Raw genomic sequence first — 20,065 nt, forward strand, 5'->3', positions numbered from 1 at the left:
GACGATTTATTGGTTAAGTCAGAAAGGTTGGCGCTTTTTTTCAGTGCATCAGCAGCGGCGGCAGCGGCCTCTGTTAAGCCAAGGTTAGCTACAGCAGCAGCCACAGCTGCGGGACCAGCAGTTGCTATTTCAGAGAGATTATTAGAGCTTTTCAGGAAACCGCTTATATTTGCAAGAGCGTTTTTAGCTGTTAATACCGACGTCCATTTAGCAGATGGCGGAGCGCTGCCGATATTACTGTCGACGAGTGATAAATAAGCCTCTCCATTGCGGACACAGATCGAACCGGAATAATACTCCTGAAGAGCATCCCATTCAGGAATTCCCATCTGATGCTGATAAGCGATGAACTGGCTCATCGTATACATTGCAGCGTTGAAATCCTCCATTGATGGGTTTTCAGATGGCCCAACTATTCCCCAGCCGCGAAGAAATGAACTTGTGACCTGCGATGTAAGGTCATTTGCCTGACTCGTCTCACCGAATAAAGTCCTTTCCACCCCCTGGGCAGCAGAGCCAAATGCCTGCAAATTTCCTGTATAGCGCTCAATTTTAGACATGAATTTTCCTCGAAAAAAAACCGCCTTGGTAGGCGGCATTAAATTTGCTGGCAAACCCTCTGGCTGCTGGGTTTCTTGAGAAACCAAACGTCATCCCGGGGGTTACCTGATAGTAATAATCATATCGAACACCGGCTGGCTTAGGCAGTAAACCGAGCCTAACGATAAGGCGCAACTCATCTTGTGAAACTTTGGGGGATATATTTAACGCAAGCGTCATATCCTTTCTGTCAGTGACATACGCCTCGCCATTGAAGGCTGCCTGAATAACCTCCTGTAAGCTAACGCGTTCATCAGATGAGACAGTTGATGAAGCTGCATTTTTGGAAATCTTCACTTTCAAAAACCTGCGGTACTCATTATCGCCTAACTGGTAGTCACCATATGCCGGTGAGAACTTACTGAAGAATGGCGCGCCAATGAAAGTCGCATTAGATTTACTGGCAAATCCGGCCGAATTGGTGTGACCTTCGAATCCAAAAAACAGTTTTGCAATCACTGCGGGTACGCTTCGCGGCAGACCCACAATCCTGCCTATAACATCGAGTCGATATCCGGTTACCTTATCAATGTCAAAGTTGGCAGGGTTACGCATGAAGTCTGCAATTATTTGCCACTGTGTCAGCATGGCTTCTATTTCAGAGCGGGACTTCTGTTTTTCCCAATATTGCTTGATGAGCATTAAAGTATAGCGATTGATTATGTCGTTATTCATCAAGTCACCTCAGTAACACTGATATTCGCAACATCCAGAGTGAATTTACCCTGAAACCCTGGCGATAATTCAGCATCTGTGAATGTGATGCCATCAATACTAATTTTTAGATTAGTCAGTACATAATTGACCCGGCCCGCACCATACCCGTCTGCATAAAATTCGTTGGCATCAATTTCCTCACCGATATGCATTACACGTTTAGCTAGGGCCTCTTTGAGGGTATCTAAATCAACGGGATCATTTGTAACTTTGCGCTTGGCGGTTAAATTGATATGCAATGGTTTATAGACTGGACGGTCAAACTGCATGTCGTGAGCTATCTGAAGAGTAGTTCCATCTGGCCTGATAAGAGTTTCAATATAACGACCAATAACGCTTCCCTTCGTTCCTGTCCCACCACCTTTTTGTTTAACCATTACTTCGACTATCTCTGATACTGCCCCTCCCTCCGCGACGAGCCATATAGAATTGGCCGGGATACCTGTCAACACATCATCAATCTTGGTGTCGTTTTCTCCGACATTCAGATCTGTCACTCCAGTCAGTTGCGCTACTTTGGCAAATATTGCGCCGGTGCTTCCGGTTGCTGGGTTTTCAAGAGATCTATTCCGGCGCTGGCGAAACTCTTCTGGCGTTTCTTCGTCTCGACCAACAACGGCAACCGCATCAGCAGTTATGCTCAAAATACCCAGTTCAGGGGTTAACTGGGTGAATGTATCAGCAATAAATCCGGTTACTTTTCCGAAGTCTTGAGCGAAAAACGTCACTGTTGTTGTTCCTGCTGGAATGGTGACATTCTGTCGGACAAACCAAACCTGATTGGACTGGTCTCTGATTTTATACCCGCTGTATAAAAATACGGGTCGATCAGTCGCCACATTTAGATCACGTTGAGAACGAGAACCGGGGCGCAGATAAAGCCCATGTAATTTGGCGATAATTTGTTGCATATCGCCGGTATTAAAATCAGGATCCATCTGCGAGTAAAGCCACTGAAGTGATGCTTCAATATCCGTTCGCGCCTGCGCTTCGATTGCCACACGCTGACCATCCGGCGACTCTTGGTCTAAATCAATGTCCTGACCGTAGATGCCCTTATACGCATCACTTAACGCCTGGAATAAATCTCTGAAAGTGTCTATCTCCAGTCCGTTATTATTAAACTGTAGTGCCATCTTTCAATGCTCCATTTATCGGAAAGTTGATGGTCTGCTCATCAAAAACAGTTTCAATACGCATTTCTATTCCCTGTTCTCGTGTTGTCTTATTCACGACCATCGCTAATTGAACAATGCGCATAACACCATCCGTCGCAAGGGTCACTCGTTCTATTTCACGTAGTATTTCCTGCTCGGTGTTTTTTTCGGACAGCAGATAAACCCAATCAATGTTATCCCCCATATTTAATGGGTTATCGTTTTTAAATGAGCGAATTCTGCACTTAACTTTTTGAGCAATAGCGCCACCACCAGTAATATAATTCTGTCGCCCACGCCCAAAGCTCCAATCACTATTTTTATCAAGCGCTGATACAATCATGTTATCCCCGTAATAATGCCGTTGGTTACTGTGATTGTTTTCCCGTCATCACTCCTGAATGAATCACTAACGCCACTCTGCCCATCAGTCAATAAAGAGTCATATTGCATCTGTCCCTGAACCACGCATGACTCTAGCGTTGTTATTCCGCCACTCTGGGTAACGTTGCCAGTGAGCACCAAATCACCCTCATGATCGGTGTTGCCCATCATCATGCGGTTAATTTTCGGGATGGATATTGCAGTCGATAACGGGTTTACGCCGCATAGTGCGAAACCGTCAGAGTAATCGTGCATCCGCATTTCAAGCGGTGGCACAAAGTCACTCCCCGCGTACCAGGCGTCATAGCAGCGCTCTGATATAAGCACCAGACAGTAATCTCCTGCGGCTATCGGCTCGGCTATATAGCTGCCACTTCCCTGTAATATGACCGGAGGTACTTCGATGAATTCAGGTAGTTGCTTTCCCTCGCCTTTCACAACGCGATTGATAACAGGGATGCAACTGATCGTTTTATCATTTACAGCAGTTATTTTTGCGACAACAATAGTGTGAACATCTGCCAGCGCGAAATCCACGCCAGCGCCGATTGTGTCGTGAAGTTCTTCGATCATGAATTTTTCCCATAAAAAACCACACCACAGCGAAGTTTGGTGAATTGATCAAAATAAAAGAGAGGAATAGTGAAAAATGACCTTGCCATAAAAAACATGTCAGATGCTGATGTATACAGATCATCATCAGCAAAAATGGCGCTGCTAATTCCTAAAAGCAGATCAAAGAATCACTCACTTGCGTTGAAGTTTTCATCTCTTACAGAATCATTTCAAGTGTACGTCGAGGAACAGCTATTCACTATTTGTTACATCGACTTGTCGAGCGCAAGAGATTGCGAAATAGCATCAAAAATAATAAGCGTAGCTCAGGGGTGGAAAGGTTTTTCTATAGTATTTAAAGGGAAGACGCTATCTAACCTTCACTTATCTTATCAAGTGTTACCTTGCATAACCGACGCCGTTCAGTGCGAAAGCAAGAAGGCTCACTGCTCTAAGATGGCAAGGGGGAATTCTTATATAAAAGACTATCAATATGTAGACTATAAGATATGCAACTTTGACATATTGCTTCCTTGTAAGCTCGCTAGTCATGGGTTCTACGAACCATCTTTGGATGTCCCAATAAATGAGCAATATCAGGCCCACGCTGTCAACATGGGTGTTAATTGGTGTCCATTTTTTAATGCCGATAATATCAAAATCATTGACACCCAACCCGAGCCTGCCGCTCAACATAGCGAATTGTATGGAATCAGCTTTAATGGTGCGTCAGTATCTATTTCTATGGACATATCAAAATTCATTGATGATGATAAAAAGCCCACCTGAGTGGGCTTTTTTAGCTACTGTTTTATATCACTCATGAACCATGCAGCCACACCATCTGAGCCAAACAAAGATGAGGTAGTCACATTAGATAACCTAATCGGCCATTCTTGGCCGCTTTCCATTTTCACATTAGGCGCATAAATAACAGGCTTACCTCCGGCATAAACACTTGCAAAAGTAGCCTGAATTGCCTTACCTGTGTCATTCTTTATGCTCAATGTTATTGATACATCAGAAGGATTAAAGCCACCAGATATGCTAGGTTTATTTTTTACTTGATCAAGTTTTTCGCGCAGCTTAGAGCCGAATACTACAAAAGAAAAATTATCTTCAGACTGCAATATTCTTATCTGATTTGTATCTTTGCTTACTAGTTTTTCTGGGCCGTAAGCGATGGGAACTGAGAACAATGCAAAGCTGTTGAATTTCTTTTTGAAACACTCTTTAAACTCACTTTCAGGAATAATTTTTGCTATTTCATTCTTAGCATCGACTAATCCTTTTGATGATTGGCGAGAATCCTCATAACTATTACAAGCGGGAACTTCAACATATAAATCTGCAGACCCTTCTTTCAGTTCGCTCCCCAGCAATCCTGACAAGGGTATTGATGCCCCCATGTCAATTTTACAACCACTCAATACCAGCACAGATGCTGCTATCGCAAAACCCGCAATAATTTTCTTAGTCATATCACCATTCCTTGTAAATGTGGTGGGATATTAACATTATCAAAAAAAACTAGGCACAAAGTAAATTATAAAAATAATGAAATTTGACACCAGTCAACTAACGACTTTATAACTGCCTGCTGGCTGACACACGACCTTCTGTGTCCACGCTTGCCCGGTATACTGCCCGCTGGTTTCAATCTGGTAGATTTTGTAAACCCCGTTCAATGCGGGGTTAGTCACACTTTCCAGTGAACACAGCCCCCCAATGGTCAGCATCGGATTTAACTTGGTATCGAAGGTAACTTGACCTTTAGACTGTTTAACCAGCGTACTTGAGTCATCGCTATCCTTGCTGGCTGCGCCCGGATCGGTTGTTGGTTTGTTTGTTGCAGGTTTCGCGCTCTTTCCAGAGTCGTTCTGCGCACTTCCTTTTGTTGACTGCGGGGTATTAAGCAGCCCACTACGGGCATTAACAACCGGGATGTTTCCTGATGTAACCTCGCTATCTTTCAGAATGTGAACCCGCTCATCTTTAATGAAGAAGCTCTCACCAGGTGATAGCATGTCAGTGATAATTTTACTTGAGCTACCCACGAGCACCTTCGGCCTTATCAACTGCTGCTGGCTCGTTACCGCGCCTTTCTTCGTGTTCGGCATATCTTGGAGAACAGAATCGACAACCTGGTCTTTACCGCGCACCGTGCGCGATGTGAACGAGTTAATGAAGTCGTGCCCACCATCCTCGCACTCAAGGCTTACAACGTGTATAGCACCCTCTCGCTTCACCGCCCCGCTTTTTACTGACCCTTGAAACACCTGACGTAATTTTCCGTCATACCCCACTTCAAGCCTGACGGGAATGTACTTCTCGTCATCCTCAGCCTTGACCAGTTGCAGGCGCGTCGATGGCTTTAATCCGTTAACTGAGACAGTCAACTTACCCAGCGATTTCTTATCCACCGACTCAAGTGCCTTGAACGATACCGGCATTGGCGGCTCAATAATGACAGCCTGATTTCCGATCCCGACTGTTAGCCGGTAATCACGATAGAAAGTTTCCATTACGGCACGTCTCCTCCGCGAATTTCAATCATCTCTTCCGGTGTCACCATGTAAAGTTCACAGCGACCGCTTGCGAAGTCATCAGCTCGATATGGGTCAATGCCGGAGTTGTCAGTACAAAGCAAGGCAATATCGAAAGGCCAATTCTTGTGGCGAAAATGCAGCGCCCCCAGTGACAGTTTTACCCCATCAATGAAATCACCGTTGTATTCCACGCGCATTTTCCACATTTCAACTGTCGGCAAATGGCGAACGATAATGACGACTTCACCACGGTCAAAAAGGAGTACGTGACGCTGGATAGGCTCATCGGTGATATTGGTTATCAGATCCATTATTTTTTCCCTACAATGGCATTTTTTGCCGAGGTAAGAAGCGAGTTTGATTTACTGCTCACTTTCGAGTTATCAGCCGGAGTCTGTGTGCCCTTATTGACCACGCCTGCCGTCTTTGACTTGGCTGCTAGTGATGGGGATTTGAAGTGTTTCTCAATGGCAGTAGTGGTGAGTTGGGTAAAGTTTATCTTCGTAAAACTAGCTTCAAACTTCGTTTCCATCGTCTGATTATCAGTGCTAATTGTCAGGCCGCTTAACGCCATGTTTTCATGAGTCCGGTAGTCCACTTCGACAGATATAAGCTGCTTGCCGTAATACACAGCCTCAATGAAATCAAGAAACTGTTCACGAATACCTTTCGCACCACCGGCTACCGGATTGCCAACCAGACCGAAAAGCTCCGCGCCCTTATCAGCCAGACGCTTAGCCTCTAGTATCTTCTGCTCGGCACGGTCAGCAATCTCATTCATCTTCTGCAACTGCTGTTGGGTTTTCGCCGGGATGTATTCCACAACCTCGCCATACTTTGAATAGTCCGGAATCAATCCAAAAGATGAGTTGGGTTTAGCATCCATGTAAACATCAGCAACCACGCCACTGATTTTTATCGTGATAGGGCCATTGATGATGTCGTCCGAGGCATTACTACCATCTTCGAGTACATCAACTGGGACTTGCGAGGGGTAACTGGTAGAGTCGTTTACGCGGGCAAACATCGAATACCCGCCGATCCCCACCTTTTTTACCGTGCTTTTTCCTGACTCCTGAGCAGTGGTAAATCCGTCCATAATTCCCATCACATACCCCCTCTTCCGCTCATCCTATTAGCGTCACGCATACTCTGTTGCAACCCGTCCGCCGCTGTATTACCCGCCACTACCGGATCGGATGTATTAATGTGTATGGTGTTGCTCTGGCTGACGCTTGAATTACTAACGCTCCCCCCTGATGCGTATGCCAGATTGCCATTTAACCCAGGGTTGCCATACGGGATCCCATTCATTCCAGCGCCGCCAGAGTAAGCAGGTAAGGACTGTTCTTCATCATCGCCGAGGCCGATAAATGACTTTGCAGAGTTCCACGCGCTGGATGCCGCATTGCTAATCACGTTGCCGATGTACTGACCGAGGTTTGAGAAGATATTTTTTGCCCAATCGATAAATGCCATAAACGGCTTTTTAAGTAGCTCAACGGTGTTATCGAAGATTTTAACAACGTCTTTCCACGCACCTTCGAAATCCCCGGTAAGCAGCTTCCACAAAGCCGAGAAACTCAGCTTCGTGTTTTCAATGGCTGTCGTGAAAGCGTCAACAATGAAAGCCCCTGCATCGCCGAATACGTATTTTATCGCATCACCAACTACGCCAAACGCTCCCGTTATGAAAGAAATCAGCGAATCGAACACATTCTGAGCATCATTCATTGCATCCTGAAAATCACCAGTGAATGCGCCAGTGATGAGGTGCCATACGAACTTAAACATGGATACGATAGCATCTGCCAGAGGTTTGAAAATATCTATGGCGTAGTTTATGAACCCCATCAGCGCATCTTTAGCCGACTTCAGAGCTGGGACGATATCGATACCCCAGTTATCCATGAAGAAATCAGCAATGACGCTTTTCCCACCCTCCATTGCGGTCAGAAGGTCATCAATAACTAGAATTACAGCCAGAATTGCAGCAGTGATGAGCACAACGGGCGAGAAAATAGTGGTCAATACCGTTCTGAGGCCGATAGCGGCTATTTTCCATACGACAAACCCGGCTGTAATAACAGCAACAATAGGCGCCAGCCGTCGAATCATTCCCATCACAGAGAAAATTATTTCGCCCAGGTGAGATAATCCGTTTTTGATGAGGTCTTTGTTTGCGATAAGGAAGTCAATAAACCCTTCGACCAGGTCTTTAAGCACCGGCACGAAGCCTATAGCGACCTGAAACTTAATGCCGTCAAAACCCTTTCCTAGTGTCGTAAGTGAGTCATTATAAGCGGCGAACTGGCCAGCCTGGTCTTGCGTGACAACGCCTAGCGCTTCTGACTTCTTCTGAAGCGCCTCAATCTCATCACCCGTTTTGGAGAGCAACTGCACCATCGAGCGATCAATGCCCATCTTATCCAAAACAGAAAACTTCTCGGCCTGACTCATTCCATGCAACTTGTCGGCTAATTCGCGGAATATGACATCAGAGGATTTAACTTCACCGTTCAGTCCCTTAAACTGCAACCCCAGGCGACTAGCTACATCTTTCGCCTCGCCTTCCCCCGTTGATACAAACTCACCAACTCGCTTCGTCATCTCGCTCAGTGAGGATTGCAGGGCATCAACGCTTGAACCGTTGACTGATGCGGCATAACCCAGCGTCTGAATGGTTTCAACGGCAATACCCGTTTCTCGCCCGAACTGAATCAGTGGGTCTATAGATTTACTGACCGACGTAACCCATCCGGCGATACCAGCAGCAGACCCAGCAATCGCCGCACCCATACCCGCCAGCAGACCGATGGAGGATTTCAGATTGGCATTGAATGTCTCTTGAGGTGCCAGATCGCCAATGAAGCCAAACTTGGTAATCAGCTCATTAACTATTGCCATTTTTCGCCTTCTCCATCTGATAGTGCTGGATATCAGCGCTGATATTTTCGAATTCAACCATATCCAGTAGTTCCGTTGTATCCAGATCGGACAGCTCTTTGTATGAGCCGTATCCGGCTTTTGCAAGCGCCAGGTACATGCTCATCTCATCGCTTATGTTCGAGGATTTAACGTAAACTTCCGGACTTCTGGAGCTTCTGAAAGTGAGTTCATATTGCTCCCGGCCATAAAAGGAAAACTGATTACCTGTAATGCTGTGGTGATCAGCATGATGTAATCCCCGGCATAACTTTCGAAATGGTCAGGCTGCTTTGAAAGCTGAACGTCGTCGAACAGCACGTAATCAAACATTAGGCGTTCAATTTCCTCGAAACGTTCAGTGTCGAGGAATTCCAGCGACTGACGCGATAACTCGCTGGCTATCCCAGTGAAGAACGCGAACACCTTTCGCCGCTTCTTGTGCGTCATCTTCGCGAAGTCGTAGCGGTTTCCGTTGATTTCAGCGTAGCCGTCGTTATAGACAGCCTTGATCATCTCAAGCGCCTTATTCTGCTTTTCTTTAGACATGATGGGCCTTATACGTTGCGACGGATGTTGCGGAATTCGATGGTGTATTCCATCAGCGCGTTAACGTCCTGGTTGTTTTTGGTCTGGGTAGGCTGAGTGGTAATGGATCCAACCTGAAGGTCATAGGTTTCTTTCAGTGCTGCGCCATCTCGAACAAACGACTCTTTTACCGAACCATTGAAAACTACCGGGATATCGGTATTAATCTGCTGGTTAAGCCACACATCATCGTTGGAGAACTTTTGCACGCGCACAACCATTACGGTCACACCAGCATCAACACGTTTAGAAATGGTTACGCCATTCTGTGCGCTGTTTGCACGACTGGTTAGCGGGTTGGTCGGGGTTAGGGTAATGTAATCCCCGGCAGCGATATCTGTGATGATGCGCCCGTTCATCACTACCGTTGCAGTATCTGCGCTGATAACAATCTGAGACATTTACCGCCCCTTATTTATTGAAATTGATGATGATGTCTTCGCTGTGGATGGCCCCGGCATTCTTCACTGCGATTTGCATTACAGGAGACTTGCGCTCCTGGCGGTCAGCGGTGGACTGGTCTTTCAAATCACCAGCCAGCACGTAGAAGCCGTTTTGCTCGATGTTGCGCAAGAACATATCGCGGTCACCGAAGAAGTCAGGAAGCGTCCAGGTGCCGGGACTGAATACGCCAGCACGCACAAATCCGCGAGTCGTCTTCTCTGCACAATCTTCCAGCTGATCAACACCGTAATAGGTTTGTGGCACTTTCGTCGGCGTAGTTTTCAGCAAATTAAATGAATCAGTCTGCACCGCGTCAACGTAAGCCATCAGGTTGTAGACGTTATCCACGAAGTCGTTAGAGCCACTGGTCAGCACGCAGGGCACGTCTTTGATGGTGGTATAGATGTCGAGGCCAACACGCTTGGCCTTGTCGATTTCGGTCTGAGAGTATTCTTCAGCCGGAACATTCAGCGTTTTAAGATGCAGGGTGATTGCAGTTCGCTCACCGTTGAAATTCACAGTATGGGAGCGGGCCATGTAGGTGATAGCCAACTTACGGTTGCCAGATTTGCTGTAGAGCATTCGGAAATTGCTCTGGCTAGCGAGTGTGACAGCCCATGCTGGGCTTGCTGGGTTAACCTCAAGTGCACCCTCTCCAGTGAACGTCTCGTACACGATGACGGAGTTGGCCTTCGCCCATGACGCGATTAACGGCACTTGGGCATCGAGAATTTTATCGATGAAGCCAACGCCTTTAAGGTTCACCTGCGACTTGATCGCGCTGAGTGCTTCAAGCTGCGATTCGGGCGCGACTGGAGCAGATGATTTACCATTAATTTGTGCAGCACCAGAACCAACCGCAATCGCCAGAATATCACCAATGAACGTGCCGACTGATGCGGGTTCAGGGAAGCCAACAATTGAAGCCGTTCCAGTGGTAGGGCTTGTGATAACAATCCGGATGCCATCAAAGGATACATCAGCAACAGCAGGGGTAACCTTTGCCTGAATTTGAGAAACAACATCGGCCAGTGTCGCAGCGGTTGATCCGTCGATACCGGTGATATCATGATCGGTGCCATCAATACTGATACTGAATGACCAATCGTCAACCAACCGTAGCGCTGGCATGACCGTGGCTTGTGATATTTCAGCCCCGCGCAATACCCCTGCGGTGGCTGGCAGCGTTTCTCCTGCTGCGTTCCAGAAGCCGATAATCAGCGTGCCGCCAGCGGAGATAGGATTTGGCGATGTGCCAAAGAAGGAGTTGGAAAAGGCAGCCGTGACAGATGAAGCGCCGAAGTCCTGCTCCACTGCCGCCGGAGACTTGTAAGAACGGTAGCGCTCAGATGTACTTAGTACACCTGGTTGACTGGTCATGATAGCGCAGACGTTGATGTTATCCCGTGCAGCCGAGCGGCCTTCTTCGAGAAGCATCACGTTGATGACGTTGTTAATTGATGCCGACATTTACTTGTCCTCTAGAAATTGAAACTGCGGCGTGTCGATACGCAGCGTCTGCACATCGCGAGCCGGGGCGTATTGAACGTTGAAACTCAGGTGTACTCGGTTGCCGTGGGATTGACCCAGCAACTGACCAACGTCAGTAATGTTTGATACGGACATAATGGTTAGTGCATTCTTGCGGCGTAATTCGTTAGCTAACTGGCTCTCGCTGAGCATCAGGAACGATTCCGCATTTGTGTAGGCGTTATCACCGTGAAACTCCAGCACGATGCTGTGGCTCACTGCGGCGGTGTACGTCATTACCTCTACATCAACATTGAATCGCTGTCCTCTTGCAAGTACTGACTGCGGAAGGCTGCCATTGACGACGATATAGCTCGTTGCAAAATCAGATGAAATGATATTTCTGCGGTCGAATTTAATCAGTTGTTCGTCATAATCCAGCAGGTCACGAACGAACAGAGCGACGGCGATAAGATGTGGTTGGGTTTTTATCATGCTGTTGCGACCAATAGTGGGAGCTTGGTTTCTTCCACAATAGCGGCGCAAAATCCATAATCCATATAATCAGCTGGCGAGACGACTTTGTAATCCCTGCCGCCTTTCTCAATGAATTGGCCCGCCTCTATTTTTACTCTCGAATGGATAAGCAGGTACTCTTTAGACCAATCAAGGCTATCCATTGTGAGCGTCTGCTTATTCGCGCTTTGAACCACCGCCAGAATATCCTCAACAACAATCGTTACAGTAGGTTCAAAGTTTATGGTTACTTCCGTTTTAGTTTTTAGCTTAACCGGCTGCTCCCAATCAATAAGGGCGTCGGTCATATCAAGATCCGATAAATCACTCACTACGAACCTCCCATGTAATTACGCCGCGCAACTCACCTTTATCAATCAGTATCCCAGATGAACCCTTTGCCTTTTTAGTCGTTTCCTTGATGTCCGGCCACGTTCCATACCCGGCTGTTTCAAAGGCTTTAACGCTGATATTACGGGCGACAACGCCGATAAGGTTTAATGCCTTATCAGCATCCATCTTGCCCGAGCCTACATCTGCAATTCCCCTCTCGATAGCCTGGTTTATTTCGGACTTTTTTAGCGTGAATGGCGAACGAAGAAATGAACGTTCTGGGATGGTTATCTTGTGGGCTGCGGTTATTCCAGTGACTGGCCCCATGAAGTCATTGCGAGAAAACACCGCCTTCCCACCAGTTGACGTATACCCGGTTCCACCAGGGTGGTCTATTTCAGCGCCAAACTCATGCGCTGCACCAATTTCAATTATTGAAGTTCCATCAGCGTATGTCTTACTTCCCACCTTCGATGCTGGCAGACCAACGGCGACATAATGCGTTTTCATCGCCTGAAGGTTTTTTAGGTATGCGGTGGTGGCTTTCAGAGTTTCTTCGGGTGTCATTCAAATACCCTCAACGAATTGCCAACACATGAACGCCTACCAACTTTCGCAACCGGGTGTAGTCCTGCCCGTAGCTACTGATGGCATAACCGTCATGATTAACACCAAACCCCGCATCTGGCGCTGAATACCCCATGGAAACACCATCTACTGACCTACTGGTTATCGTCTGCGCAGGCTTTCCGTTACTGCTGCCTGATGGAGTTAGCGCACCTGAAACGTAAAGCAAATGAGCCGCTAAAGCATGGTGGCCTTGCTCAAAGAGCTTGCCCCACACCTTGCGACTCATCTGATTTTCTGCGTCCTTTAGTGCGACTTCTCTGCGGGTTGGTGCTGTGCTGGTAAACTCGGGGTAACGTTCAATAAATTCCATGCTACCCCCTTGGGTTACTGAGGTGAGGACTTATAATCGACATAAACAGCGGATTGTGGTTGCTTCCACATTGCCCCGCCGAATGCAGAGCGATATCCACACTCGTAGGTCAGCAGGTCGCGGGAGCGAACCGCCAGAAGCTCTGGCATGTGAACTTCCATTTCCAGATAATCTGCTTCGTAGGTGTACACCGCCATGCGGGTTTTACCTGCCTTGATGCCCACTGCATAATTGCTTGGCACCTTCACGAACGTGATGTTAAATCCATCATTCCCAGATGCCTTACGCAGCGCTGCCATAATGCGATCCATTGCCGCGATTGGCAGAAGATCAGTACCCACGATTACTGGGGTAGGGTCGAATTTCTGCATAGCGAGCATGAAATCACTGGCATCCATCGCAATATTCGTAGGTTGAATGCGGTAGCTAGACTTGCGCCATGCAACGTTGTAGGCATCTAGAACCATCTTCACGAACTCATCAGACGTCATGTCAGCGATAGTTTTGTTGCCAGCGTCGGTGATCAGCTGGACATCCGTTCCGGTCAGCAACCCTTCCTGCCCCTTCACGCCGCCATGACCTACGTATCCAGCATACTGAATGGTTGCCAAGGCATTGGCATACAGGTCATCCTGCTTTTTGGATTGCAGGTTGATGCTCAGTCGAGCGATCTTCTCCAGCTCCTGCTGAGTCCAGGTGGCTGCTTTCGCCCACTGACCAACAGGCGCTTTTAGCCATTCGATATCGCTATCGATAGTTTTCAGGCTGTTGGTTTTATTACCGATAATGCCGTCTTTTACAGAGCCGACAACTTTAGATACGCCAAAATCAACGTACTCCAGAGCGAAGTCCAACCCCTCTTTAACCGGCAATGCTTCACCGATGTTAATTTCCGGCAACTCTTTTTCCTGCAACTGCATATCGCGCTCCGTTAGCGCCTCTTGCAGTACGTTTTCAAAATCTGCGGCTTCCATTGGCATTGGTTATACTCCTGCTGCCGTTTGCTGTACGTAACCCAGGGTGATCGCTACGCAGTTATTACCCGCGCTTACATCCTCAACCCAGTAACCCAAATCAATATTGCCGGTTGCATCACTGGTAACCTTGCCTGCATCTGCCCCAGCAGGGACGATGTAAGCAGTGTCGCCGCGAGCAAAATCGGCTGTATCAACAGTCAGGGCGCCCACGCAGTCACCGTGAGAGAAATGACCGATGTTTGCCTGCTTGTTAGGTGGGGATGCTTCGCCGTAGATGTCGCGAACGACAATGCCGTGAATGCGAGTGTCCGCCGCCAGAGGCATAACTCCACCCAGAGGGTTAACTGCCACGAAAGTACCGTAGGCCAGTGGTGTATCAGTCAGGTTCTCTTCGCCCCACACTTTGTCGTTAGAGCTGGAGGCGCGTTTGATAGATCCTGGTTTAATGGTGCCGTCTGCACCGTCCCAGTCAGTGAATCCAAATGCCATAATTATTTACCTCCAAGGCGTTGAGTTGCGGTTTTTGTAGGCGTCGGCTTGCTGTCGTTAAACAGGTGGCTGCCGATTTCACTACGTGGCTTTGATGTAGCCTGAATAGCTGCATAAGCCGCACGCACTTCACTGTCGGTCATGCCCTTAACCTGGGCATCGTTGAATGCTCTAGTGCTTACAAGCACTGCGGCGCGAACATCACGAGCTGATTTAGCGTCGGTCAGGTTTACCTTCGGGAAGCGGGATTTCGCGTCGGTCATAGTGGCTTCGGTTTCGCTGTCACCCTTCAGTTTTGCCAGCTCATCCTCAAGCTCTTTCACCTTCGCTTTCAGATCGGCGTTTTCAGTTTCCAGCGAGGTAATTTTCGCATCCTTATCACCATCAGCAGGCGCGGCTGGATCGGCATCCACAGGTGCGGAGGCAGTGGCACCATCCAGTTGAGCCTTGAGTTCAGCCAACTGTGCCAGTACCTGTTGCGCCTGCGCTGCCGCCTCTTCAGTTCCCTGCCCATTAAGCCCCTCCAGCGCCTTCTCTAATGCGGCAATCATGCCGATCAGCTCTTCCGGCGTAAGGGCTGCGCCTTCTGCATCTTTTAGCTTTTTACCCTTCAGGAAACTGAGGGCATCGGTTAATGTTTTGAACATCGGCTTACCTTTTTTATCGTTTAACTTACATTGGGCGCCGTAACGCCCCTCTGCCACACCCGCGACGTGATTGCCGCGAATATTGATGTGGTAAAACTTACCGTCACGCTCTACAAGCTCAGCAGGTTCGTATCCGACAGATACCTCGCGGATCCCTGTCTTCTCCAGCGTTTCAATGGATGCCGAATCAGTCAGATAGACATCACAAACTATTTCGTCACCATCCATGCGGGTGTTGGCGATATGGCCTGATGCTTTGTCTTTGTGGTCTGTAGCTGTCACCTCACCATCGTCAGGATGGGTCAGTGTGAAAGGCAGTCCGTTGAATGAAGCGAGGGTTTCTGGTTTTGAGAGTTCGTCAAGCGTGCGGATCACTGTGATTTTTTTATTGGCATCGCTGCCGGTTAACCCGATTTCGTGCCCATAATATTCAATTGGCCCGGCACGGGTTATCGTCGCGGTGGTAATTACGTACCCCTGCGGTGTTCGTTTCCACGTCATTGATTATTCCCATGAAACGTAAGGTAGAGACAGGCAGCGGCATTGGTAGTCTTCACCAGGCTTGCCGATGAATGCCCCGATGCTGCTGCGCTTCTTCCATGTCTTCCCACCGTCGTCTGAGTAGACGGTTGGGTCAGAGTATTTGCAGAGCATCCCATTCAGAACAAAATGGCTCTTTCGCTCGCGCTCGTCCCCGGTACCACTCCACTCGTAAACATCAAGCCCTAGCGCATTACTTCGAGCCTCGGTCAGCTCAGCGTTAAGTTTTGATGTCTGGTCACGAGCAATGAACTTAGCTCGGCTAAGCGTGACGTCACCGCGTTCCCGGATGATGCTGATTAGGTTTTCGCTTCTGCCACCTTCGAGTAGATTCCCGAACACCTTTTCGCCGATGTCGTTGATGAAGTCCGTCTGAATCGACGTTATCAGCCCAACGTTCTCACGGACGGCATCAGCCATCTTCTCCCTTATCGCCCCATCACCCAGCATTCCGGTAAGGTCGATACCAAAAGCCTCGCTATAAGTGCGCTGCGTTTGCTCCTTGTTCTGGAAATTGGCGCGACTAACCAACCCGGAAGCAATTCGGCTGGCTATTTCATCAATCGATATGCTGGCGAGTCGCTGCATGATCCGGGATAGTCTGGCGGTAATTGAAAGTGCGGGAGTGTCTGGTGCGTCGGTTAGAGTTGGTCTTTCAAGCTCGTCGATAACCATACTAATCATGCTGTTGATGAACTCAGTTAGCCTGTCCCGATACCACACCTCAGCTCTCTTGCTCGGCGTGGGTGGTCGCATCTTACGCCGCCGTGGTTTGCGGCGGCCCCGCTTGCGCTCAAGTAACTGTTGGAGTTCCATAGCTTCCCCATGAGTCAGTATTTGACCCAGCGCTGACAATGCCCTTAATTTCCTCCTCGGTGACTGTCTTCAGTACGCCGCGAGCGATCATCTCTCTAATGGCTACTTCTTCGGTCACTATCGATGAGGTAACTAAAGTGTTGAATCCTGTAGCATAAAGCCCGAATCGTGTTGCTTCTTCGGCTTCGTTAATACTGTCGATAGAGGGGTATTCGTAGGTTAGATTTTCGGCGACTGACAACTTGTCCAGAATGAACTGGTCAGCGAAGTCCTGCATCGGCCTAAGCCGTGACTCCTGCATTCCGTTAATGGTTTCGTAATAAACCTTGTTGTCCTCTTCGCCGCTACTGAAACCGCTAGCAGACTGCCCAAACAGGACTGTTATCGGCCTATCCAGCGCCCCTGCGAGAACGGTTGCCATTTTGGTAATGACGTCAGACAGCCCGGTAAATTGCGCATTTTTCTGCTCGTAACGACCCTGACTTTCTGGTGTTCCGGCATCAATGAGCAACAGCCCAGTTGATGATTTAGTTTCCTTCATCACCCTGGCATACTCTCTAACCTGGCTTTCCTGACCTGCCGCAATCTGATTGTTCATACCGGGAACAAACAGGACATCAACGTTTGCCTCCTGAATTGTGTCACCTGTGCTCAGGATTGCAGTATCGAACGTTTTAATGTGCTCGTAGGGGGCTTGCAGGTCAGAGGTGCCGAACTTGGCGCGATCTTTGATGCTGTGCCGACCAAGCTTTGTCCGGCAGCAACGTGAGTGGTGGAATTTAAGTTGCTTGCTTCCCACGTCGATCTGATAGGTGAGGGGTTCGCCGAAGTGATCAGACTTAATGTCAGTGATGATATTACTATCAGGCGTGTACTCACCCTTACGGAACACCAAAAACTTAACGATTTCCTCACCCTGTAAATCAACCTCATTCGCTATCTGCTCGTCAGCACAATCGGTGATCGCCACGATAAGCGAGTCACCCATCAGCGAGGCCCAACTAAGTGCGTCATTAAACACTTGGCTTAACTTAAGCTCTGATTCAGTATCTTTTATGCCCTGAACCATCGTGCTATCTACGTCGCCAGAAAACTTGCGCGGCAGCTTGAGCATGTCGGCTACTGTTTTATCGATGTACTTTTTCACCACCCATGATTTTTTGTACATCGCGAGCAGCTCTTTATCGGGCACATCTGGCTTACTGCTGCTGTATCGTACCGCGCCTATCTTCTCTCCGAGCGAAGTCATTAAACTAACTAGGCCATCATTAAGACGACCAACGATATTTTTCTTTGTCATTACATGATGTCCAGTGGGCTGAGTGTCTTGCGTTGGTATAAATCACGTAGTCCCTGTGTCATTGCGTCAACAACGTCATCATTCGCACCAACGGGGAATGTTGTTATCTCCGCTACTGTCTCGACAATCCAGGGGGCGATGTCTTTGTGGGGTAGGAATACGTTCCCAGCTTCCCATACAGCAGTGATGGCATGCGCTCGAGCAACCTTGCTTCCATCTGGCTCTACTGGAACAAGTCCAGCCACAATGCTTTTCAGGGAGTCAATAACAGCGGGGCCGTTAGCTTTATCCTCTACTAGCTTTCTCAAGGCTTTGGGGAATTCGTCAGCCATTTGCTTCACGGCCTTGAGGGTCGCAGTAAAGCTCATTCGTGCGCGAACCTGGTGTAGTAGGTAAGAGTTAGCGCCCTTCTTGCCCCATACTTGCCCAACAACATAGTCAGTGCCTTCGCTGTCCTTAAATGTCATATCCCAGCTGTGAATTACCGTGTCGAAGCTGGTAGGCAAATCTTTCGGCAGGTAATACCTCACCCACTCATCTTTGAAGATGGAGCCGCCAGCCTGCTTAGGCGACTGCTGATACATCGCAGACCAGAAGTAATCACCGAGGATAACTTTGGTTTCGAGGAGTTTCTCTTTAGGGTGCAACTCCGGCACCAACGCTTCACCCCGCTCATTGATAGCAGGGAAAGCCAGCACCTTAGCTCGTGGCGTTATTTCTACCACGCGCCCGGATAAGTCATCCGTCGCCCAGCGGGTAGCCATGATTATCTCGCCGCTGTTCTTCGACAGGCGAGTTTTAAACGTGGAAACGTACCAGTTCCAGATTGATTTCTTTGTCGTTGGGCTGAGTGCTTCTTTGGCGTTCTTTATCGGGTCATCGATAATACCGAGATCGACTTTCTTGCCCGTCAGCGGCCCGCCAACACCAGCACATACATAAGTGCCTTTGTGATTAGCTATCCCGAACTCATCAGAATTTCGCTTAACAGCTACGCCATCAGCAGGTTTATTTCCCAACCATGAATCGGCGAAAAGGTTACGATATTCTGGCGTGGTCATGATCCGCTGAACATCAGCGTTCATATCCCCTGCGAGGTCAGATGAATATGACAGCGCCCCCACGCGCATCTCGGGATATTTTCCGAAGAAATAAGCGGGCAGATAACGCGAGACAATATCTGATTTACCGTGCTGTGGTGGCGCGCCCAGGATCAGTATCGGGCGCACGCCGTTCATCATGTCCAGCAGGAACTGATCCAGCGCATCGCAAACGGTTCTTGAAAAGGTGCTGGTGATGTACTCTGGGTTTATATACTGGATAAACTGATGGAGGCTGCTACGCGCTGTTCGACGTATCAGTAGCTCTTGTGCGGCCTGTTGCTTACTTACCGCCTGCGATTGCGGCAAGCTGTTCATCGGTCAAATCCTCTGCACTTATAGAGTGGCTGTGCTGTATTGCGCAGCCATCTTTGCCAGTGAGTTCCGTTTTCTTCGGTGCTTCCCACCCCTGCAACTCGCCAAGCTGTTTAATCGCCGCTTTCGGGTCATGAAGCTTTATCTTCAAGCCTTGCGGGCCAGCAGTTAACTCGGATATGGCGGCCATGTCTTCCGGCCTAAGCAATGAGGAATCCTTGAAACTCCAGGTGGCCTGATAAACCGGTTTACCCTCTTCGTCCTCTCCGACCTGTGAGTTGCGAAACTCTGCTAAGTCGAACAATGACACTCGGCCTAGCGATGAAAGCCGCTCAAGGGCTTCCTGCTTCGTCATAACGGCTTCTGAGATGGCTTCTTTATTCATTTCGTCAATGAAGGCTTTCACCTTAGGATTGGTTAGGATTTCGCTAGCGCATGCGCTGGCCGTCTCATCCTTCTTTGCCTTCCCGCCTGCTTGTTTGTATGCATCAATTTGGCTAAGCCCCTTCACGATGCCTAACGCAAACTTCTGCTGTAATTTGGTCAGAGCATCGAATAGGGCTTTCTGATGTTCAGTAAGCTCCATATCGATTCCTTTTAGAATATTCCGCTGGTTGGTAAAGTCTCCCGCTCAGTAAGTTCGTAGCATGGCTTTGCTCTGTTCATTTTATCTACGTAGGAGGTCTCCTTGAAATCAAGGGCA

25 protein-coding genes and 1 pseudogene are annotated in these 20,065 nt (G+C 48.4%); 1 reads left to right on the forward strand and 25 read right to left on the reverse strand.

Annotated elements, in window-relative coordinates; translation table 11 throughout:
- From DBA33_RS19355 to DBA33_RS19375, 5 genes and pseudogenes are all read right to left on the reverse strand, one after another.
- Positions 1 to 560 (reverse strand): annotated as a pseudogene (locus DBA33_RS19355) (hypothetical protein); the annotation flags it as partial.
- The gene (locus DBA33_RS19360) at positions 553 to 1,275 is read right to left on the reverse strand and encodes a DUF2612 domain-containing protein (RefSeq protein WP_120807018.1); all 723 of its coding nucleotides are present in this window, start codon (positions 1,273 to 1,275) and stop codon (positions 553 to 555) included. The pseudogene DBA33_RS19355 and the gene DBA33_RS19360, both read right to left, overlap by 8 nt.
- Entirely contained in the window at positions 1,275 to 2,453 is a 1,179-nt protein-coding gene (locus tag DBA33_RS19365) for a baseplate J/gp47 family protein (protein WP_120807019.1), read from the reverse strand. Before DBA33_RS19365 ends, DBA33_RS19360 begins: the two co-directional genes overlap by 1 nt.
- Positions 2,437 to 2,817, reverse strand: coding sequence for a hypothetical protein (locus tag DBA33_RS19370; RefSeq protein ID WP_120807020.1), 381 nt, complete (start codon positions 2,815 to 2,817; stop codon positions 2,437 to 2,439). Before DBA33_RS19370 ends, DBA33_RS19365 begins: the two co-directional genes overlap by 17 nt.
- On the reverse strand, positions 2,814 to 3,431 hold the full coding sequence (locus tag DBA33_RS19375; protein ID WP_120807021.1) for a Gp138 family membrane-puncturing spike protein: 618 nt from the start codon (positions 3,429 to 3,431) through the stop codon (positions 2,814 to 2,816). The genes DBA33_RS19370 and DBA33_RS19375 overlap by 4 nt, the downstream gene beginning before the upstream one ends.
- A gap of 69 nt (positions 3,432 to 3,500) precedes the next feature.
- Between DBA33_RS19375 and DBA33_RS19380 the strand changes: the two genes are divergently transcribed.
- Positions 3,501 to 4,202: a hypothetical protein gene (locus DBA33_RS19380; RefSeq protein ID WP_120807022.1), complete on the forward strand. Its 702-nt coding sequence runs from the start codon at positions 3,501 to 3,503 to the stop codon at positions 4,200 to 4,202.
- 14 nt (positions 4,203 to 4,216) lie between these two features.
- On the opposite strand, the gene DBA33_RS19385 is transcribed toward DBA33_RS19380, so the two are convergent.
- The 20 genes from DBA33_RS19385 to DBA33_RS19475 form a co-directional block, all read right to left on the reverse strand.
- On the reverse strand, positions 4,217 to 4,894 hold the full coding sequence (locus DBA33_RS19385) for a hypothetical protein (RefSeq protein ID WP_120807023.1): 678 nt from the start codon (positions 4,892 to 4,894) through the stop codon (positions 4,217 to 4,219).
- 93 nt (positions 4,895 to 4,987) lie between these two features.
- On the reverse strand, positions 4,988 to 5,938 hold the full coding sequence (locus tag DBA33_RS19390) for a hypothetical protein (RefSeq protein WP_120807024.1): 951 nt from the start codon (positions 5,936 to 5,938) through the stop codon (positions 4,988 to 4,990).
- Entirely contained in the window at positions 5,938 to 6,273 is a 336-nt protein-coding gene (locus DBA33_RS19395; protein ID WP_050148787.1) for a hypothetical protein, read from the reverse strand. The genes DBA33_RS19390 and DBA33_RS19395 overlap by 1 nt, the downstream gene beginning before the upstream one ends.
- Complete coding sequence (locus tag DBA33_RS19400) at positions 6,273 to 7,070, reverse strand: phage baseplate protein (RefSeq protein WP_120807025.1); 798 nt, start codon at positions 7,068 to 7,070, stop codon at positions 6,273 to 6,275. Before DBA33_RS19400 ends, DBA33_RS19395 begins: the two co-directional genes overlap by 1 nt.
- On the reverse strand, positions 7,070 to 8,869 hold the full coding sequence (locus DBA33_RS19405) for a hypothetical protein (RefSeq protein ID WP_120807026.1): 1,800 nt from the start codon (positions 8,867 to 8,869) through the stop codon (positions 7,070 to 7,072). The genes DBA33_RS19400 and DBA33_RS19405 overlap by 1 nt, the downstream gene beginning before the upstream one ends.
- The gene (locus tag DBA33_RS20740) at positions 8,856 to 9,008 is read right to left on the reverse strand and encodes a hypothetical protein (RefSeq protein WP_162975248.1); all 153 of its coding nucleotides are present in this window, start codon (positions 9,006 to 9,008) and stop codon (positions 8,856 to 8,858) included. Before DBA33_RS20740 ends, DBA33_RS19405 begins: the two co-directional genes overlap by 14 nt.
- A 14-nt stretch (positions 9,009 to 9,022) precedes the next feature.
- A complete protein-coding gene (locus DBA33_RS19410) occupies positions 9,023 to 9,436 on the reverse strand; it encodes a hypothetical protein (RefSeq protein ID WP_120807027.1) in 414 nt (137 codons plus the stop codon).
- A gap of 8 nt (positions 9,437 to 9,444) precedes the next feature.
- Entirely contained in the window at positions 9,445 to 9,876 is a 432-nt protein-coding gene (locus DBA33_RS19415) for a hypothetical protein (RefSeq protein ID WP_099466365.1), read from the reverse strand.
- A 10-nt stretch (positions 9,877 to 9,886) separates the two neighbouring features.
- Complete coding sequence (locus tag DBA33_RS19420; protein ID WP_120807028.1) at positions 9,887 to 11,389, reverse strand: DUF3383 family protein; 1,503 nt, start codon at positions 11,387 to 11,389, stop codon at positions 9,887 to 9,889.
- Positions 11,390 to 11,884 (reverse strand): hypothetical protein, encoded by a 495-nt coding sequence (locus DBA33_RS19425; protein WP_120807029.1) that lies wholly within the window; start codon positions 11,882 to 11,884, stop codon positions 11,390 to 11,392.
- Entirely contained in the window at positions 11,881 to 12,237 is a 357-nt protein-coding gene (locus DBA33_RS19430) for a hypothetical protein (protein ID WP_120807030.1), read from the reverse strand. Before DBA33_RS19430 ends, DBA33_RS19425 begins: the two co-directional genes overlap by 4 nt.
- A complete protein-coding gene (locus DBA33_RS19435; RefSeq protein ID WP_120807031.1) occupies positions 12,230 to 12,805 on the reverse strand; it encodes a hypothetical protein in 576 nt (191 codons plus the stop codon). The genes DBA33_RS19430 and DBA33_RS19435 overlap by 8 nt, the downstream gene beginning before the upstream one ends.
- A 10-nt stretch (positions 12,806 to 12,815) precedes the next feature.
- Positions 12,816 to 13,178: a DUF4054 domain-containing protein gene (locus tag DBA33_RS19440; RefSeq protein WP_120807032.1), complete on the reverse strand. Its 363-nt coding sequence runs from the start codon at positions 13,176 to 13,178 to the stop codon at positions 12,816 to 12,818.
- 14 nt (positions 13,179 to 13,192) lie between these two features.
- Positions 13,193 to 14,158, reverse strand: a complete 966-nt coding sequence (locus DBA33_RS19445) for a major capsid family protein (protein WP_120807033.1) — start codon at positions 14,156 to 14,158, stop codon at positions 13,193 to 13,195.
- A gap of 3 nt (positions 14,159 to 14,161) precedes the next feature.
- A complete protein-coding gene (locus DBA33_RS19450; protein ID WP_120807034.1) occupies positions 14,162 to 14,644 on the reverse strand; it encodes a hypothetical protein in 483 nt (160 codons plus the stop codon).
- A gap of 2 nt (positions 14,645 to 14,646) precedes the next feature.
- A complete protein-coding gene (locus DBA33_RS19455; protein WP_120807035.1) occupies positions 14,647 to 15,792 on the reverse strand; it encodes a DUF2213 domain-containing protein in 1,146 nt (381 codons plus the stop codon).
- A 3-nt stretch (positions 15,793 to 15,795) separates the two neighbouring features.
- Positions 15,796 to 16,647 (reverse strand): phage minor head protein, encoded by an 852-nt coding sequence (locus tag DBA33_RS19460; RefSeq protein ID WP_120807036.1) that lies wholly within the window; start codon positions 16,645 to 16,647, stop codon positions 15,796 to 15,798.
- A complete protein-coding gene (locus DBA33_RS19465) occupies positions 16,625 to 17,947 on the reverse strand; it encodes a DUF1073 domain-containing protein (RefSeq protein WP_120807037.1) in 1,323 nt (440 codons plus the stop codon). Before DBA33_RS19465 ends, DBA33_RS19460 begins: the two co-directional genes overlap by 23 nt.
- Positions 17,947 to 19,365: a phage terminase large subunit gene (terL, locus tag DBA33_RS19470; protein ID WP_120807038.1), complete on the reverse strand. Its 1,419-nt coding sequence runs from the start codon at positions 19,363 to 19,365 to the stop codon at positions 17,947 to 17,949. Before terL ends, DBA33_RS19465 begins: the two co-directional genes overlap by 1 nt.
- Complete coding sequence (locus DBA33_RS19475) at positions 19,331 to 19,948, reverse strand: terminase small subunit (protein ID WP_120807039.1); 618 nt, start codon at positions 19,946 to 19,948, stop codon at positions 19,331 to 19,333. Before DBA33_RS19475 ends, terL begins: the two co-directional genes overlap by 35 nt.
- Positions 19,949 to 20,065 lie beyond the last annotated feature (117 nt).

This window comes from Yersinia sp. IP36721 (genome assembly GCF_003634395.1).
GTDB lineage: Bacteria > Pseudomonadota > Gammaproteobacteria > Enterobacterales > Enterobacteriaceae > Yersinia > Yersinia entomophaga.

Coding starts and splice junctions, on each gene's coding strand:
- DBA33_RS19360 (WP_120807018.1), bottom strand. CDS start 1,275: ATGAATAACGACATAATCAATCGCTATACTTTAATGCTCATCAAGCAA.
- DBA33_RS19365 (WP_120807019.1), bottom strand. CDS start 2,453: ATGGCACTACAGTTTAATAATAACGGACTGGAGATAGACACTTTCAGA.
- DBA33_RS19370 (WP_120807020.1), bottom strand. CDS start 2,817: ATGATTGTATCAGCGCTTGATAAAAATAGTGATTGGAGCTTTGGGCGT.
- DBA33_RS19375 (WP_120807021.1), bottom strand. CDS start 3,431: ATGATCGAAGAACTTCACGACACAATCGGCGCTGGCGTGGATTTCGCG.
- DBA33_RS19385 (WP_120807023.1), bottom strand. CDS start 4,894: ATGACTAAGAAAATTATTGCGGGTTTTGCGATAGCAGCATCTGTGCTG.
- DBA33_RS19390 (WP_120807024.1), bottom strand. CDS start 5,938: ATGGAAACTTTCTATCGTGATTACCGGCTAACAGTCGGGATCGGAAAT.
- DBA33_RS19395 (WP_050148787.1), bottom strand. CDS start 6,273: ATGGATCTGATAACCAATATCACCGATGAGCCTATCCAGCGTCACGTA.
- DBA33_RS19400 (WP_120807025.1), bottom strand. CDS start 7,070: ATGGGAATTATGGACGGATTTACCACTGCTCAGGAGTCAGGAAAAAGC.
- DBA33_RS19405 (WP_120807026.1), bottom strand. CDS start 8,869: ATGGCAATAGTTAATGAGCTGATTACCAAGTTTGGCTTCATTGGCGAT.
- DBA33_RS20740 (WP_162975248.1), bottom strand. CDS start 9,008: ATGTACCTGGCGCTTGCAAAAGCCGGATACGGCTCATACAAAGAGCTG.
- DBA33_RS19410 (WP_120807027.1), bottom strand. CDS start 9,436: ATGTCTAAAGAAAAGCAGAATAAGGCGCTTGAGATGATCAAGGCTGTC.
- DBA33_RS19415 (WP_099466365.1), bottom strand. CDS start 9,876: ATGTCTCAGATTGTTATCAGCGCAGATACTGCAACGGTAGTGATGAAC.
- DBA33_RS19420 (WP_120807028.1), bottom strand. CDS start 11,389: ATGTCGGCATCAATTAACAACGTCATCAACGTGATGCTTCTCGAAGAA.
- DBA33_RS19425 (WP_120807029.1), bottom strand. CDS start 11,884: ATGATAAAAACCCAACCACATCTTATCGCCGTCGCTCTGTTCGTTCGT.
- DBA33_RS19435 (WP_120807031.1), bottom strand. CDS start 12,805: ATGACACCCGAAGAAACTCTGAAAGCCACCACCGCATACCTAAAAAAC.
- DBA33_RS19440 (WP_120807032.1), bottom strand. CDS start 13,178: ATGGAATTTATTGAACGTTACCCCGAGTTTACCAGCACAGCACCAACC.
- DBA33_RS19445 (WP_120807033.1), bottom strand. CDS start 14,158: ATGCCAATGGAAGCCGCAGATTTTGAAAACGTACTGCAAGAGGCGCTA.
- DBA33_RS19450 (WP_120807034.1), bottom strand. CDS start 14,644: ATGGCATTTGGATTCACTGACTGGGACGGTGCAGACGGCACCATTAAA.
- DBA33_RS19455 (WP_120807035.1), bottom strand. CDS start 15,792: ATGACGTGGAAACGAACACCGCAGGGGTACGTAATTACCACCGCGACG.
- DBA33_RS19460 (WP_120807036.1), bottom strand. CDS start 16,647: ATGGAACTCCAACAGTTACTTGAGCGCAAGCGGGGCCGCCGCAAACCA.
- DBA33_RS19465 (WP_120807037.1), bottom strand. CDS start 17,947: ATGACAAAGAAAAATATCGTTGGTCGTCTTAATGATGGCCTAGTTAGT.
- terL (WP_120807038.1), bottom strand. CDS start 19,365: ATGAACAGCTTGCCGCAATCGCAGGCGGTAAGTAAGCAACAGGCCGCA.
- DBA33_RS19475 (WP_120807039.1), bottom strand. CDS start 19,948: ATGGAGCTTACTGAACATCAGAAAGCCCTATTCGATGCTCTGACCAAA.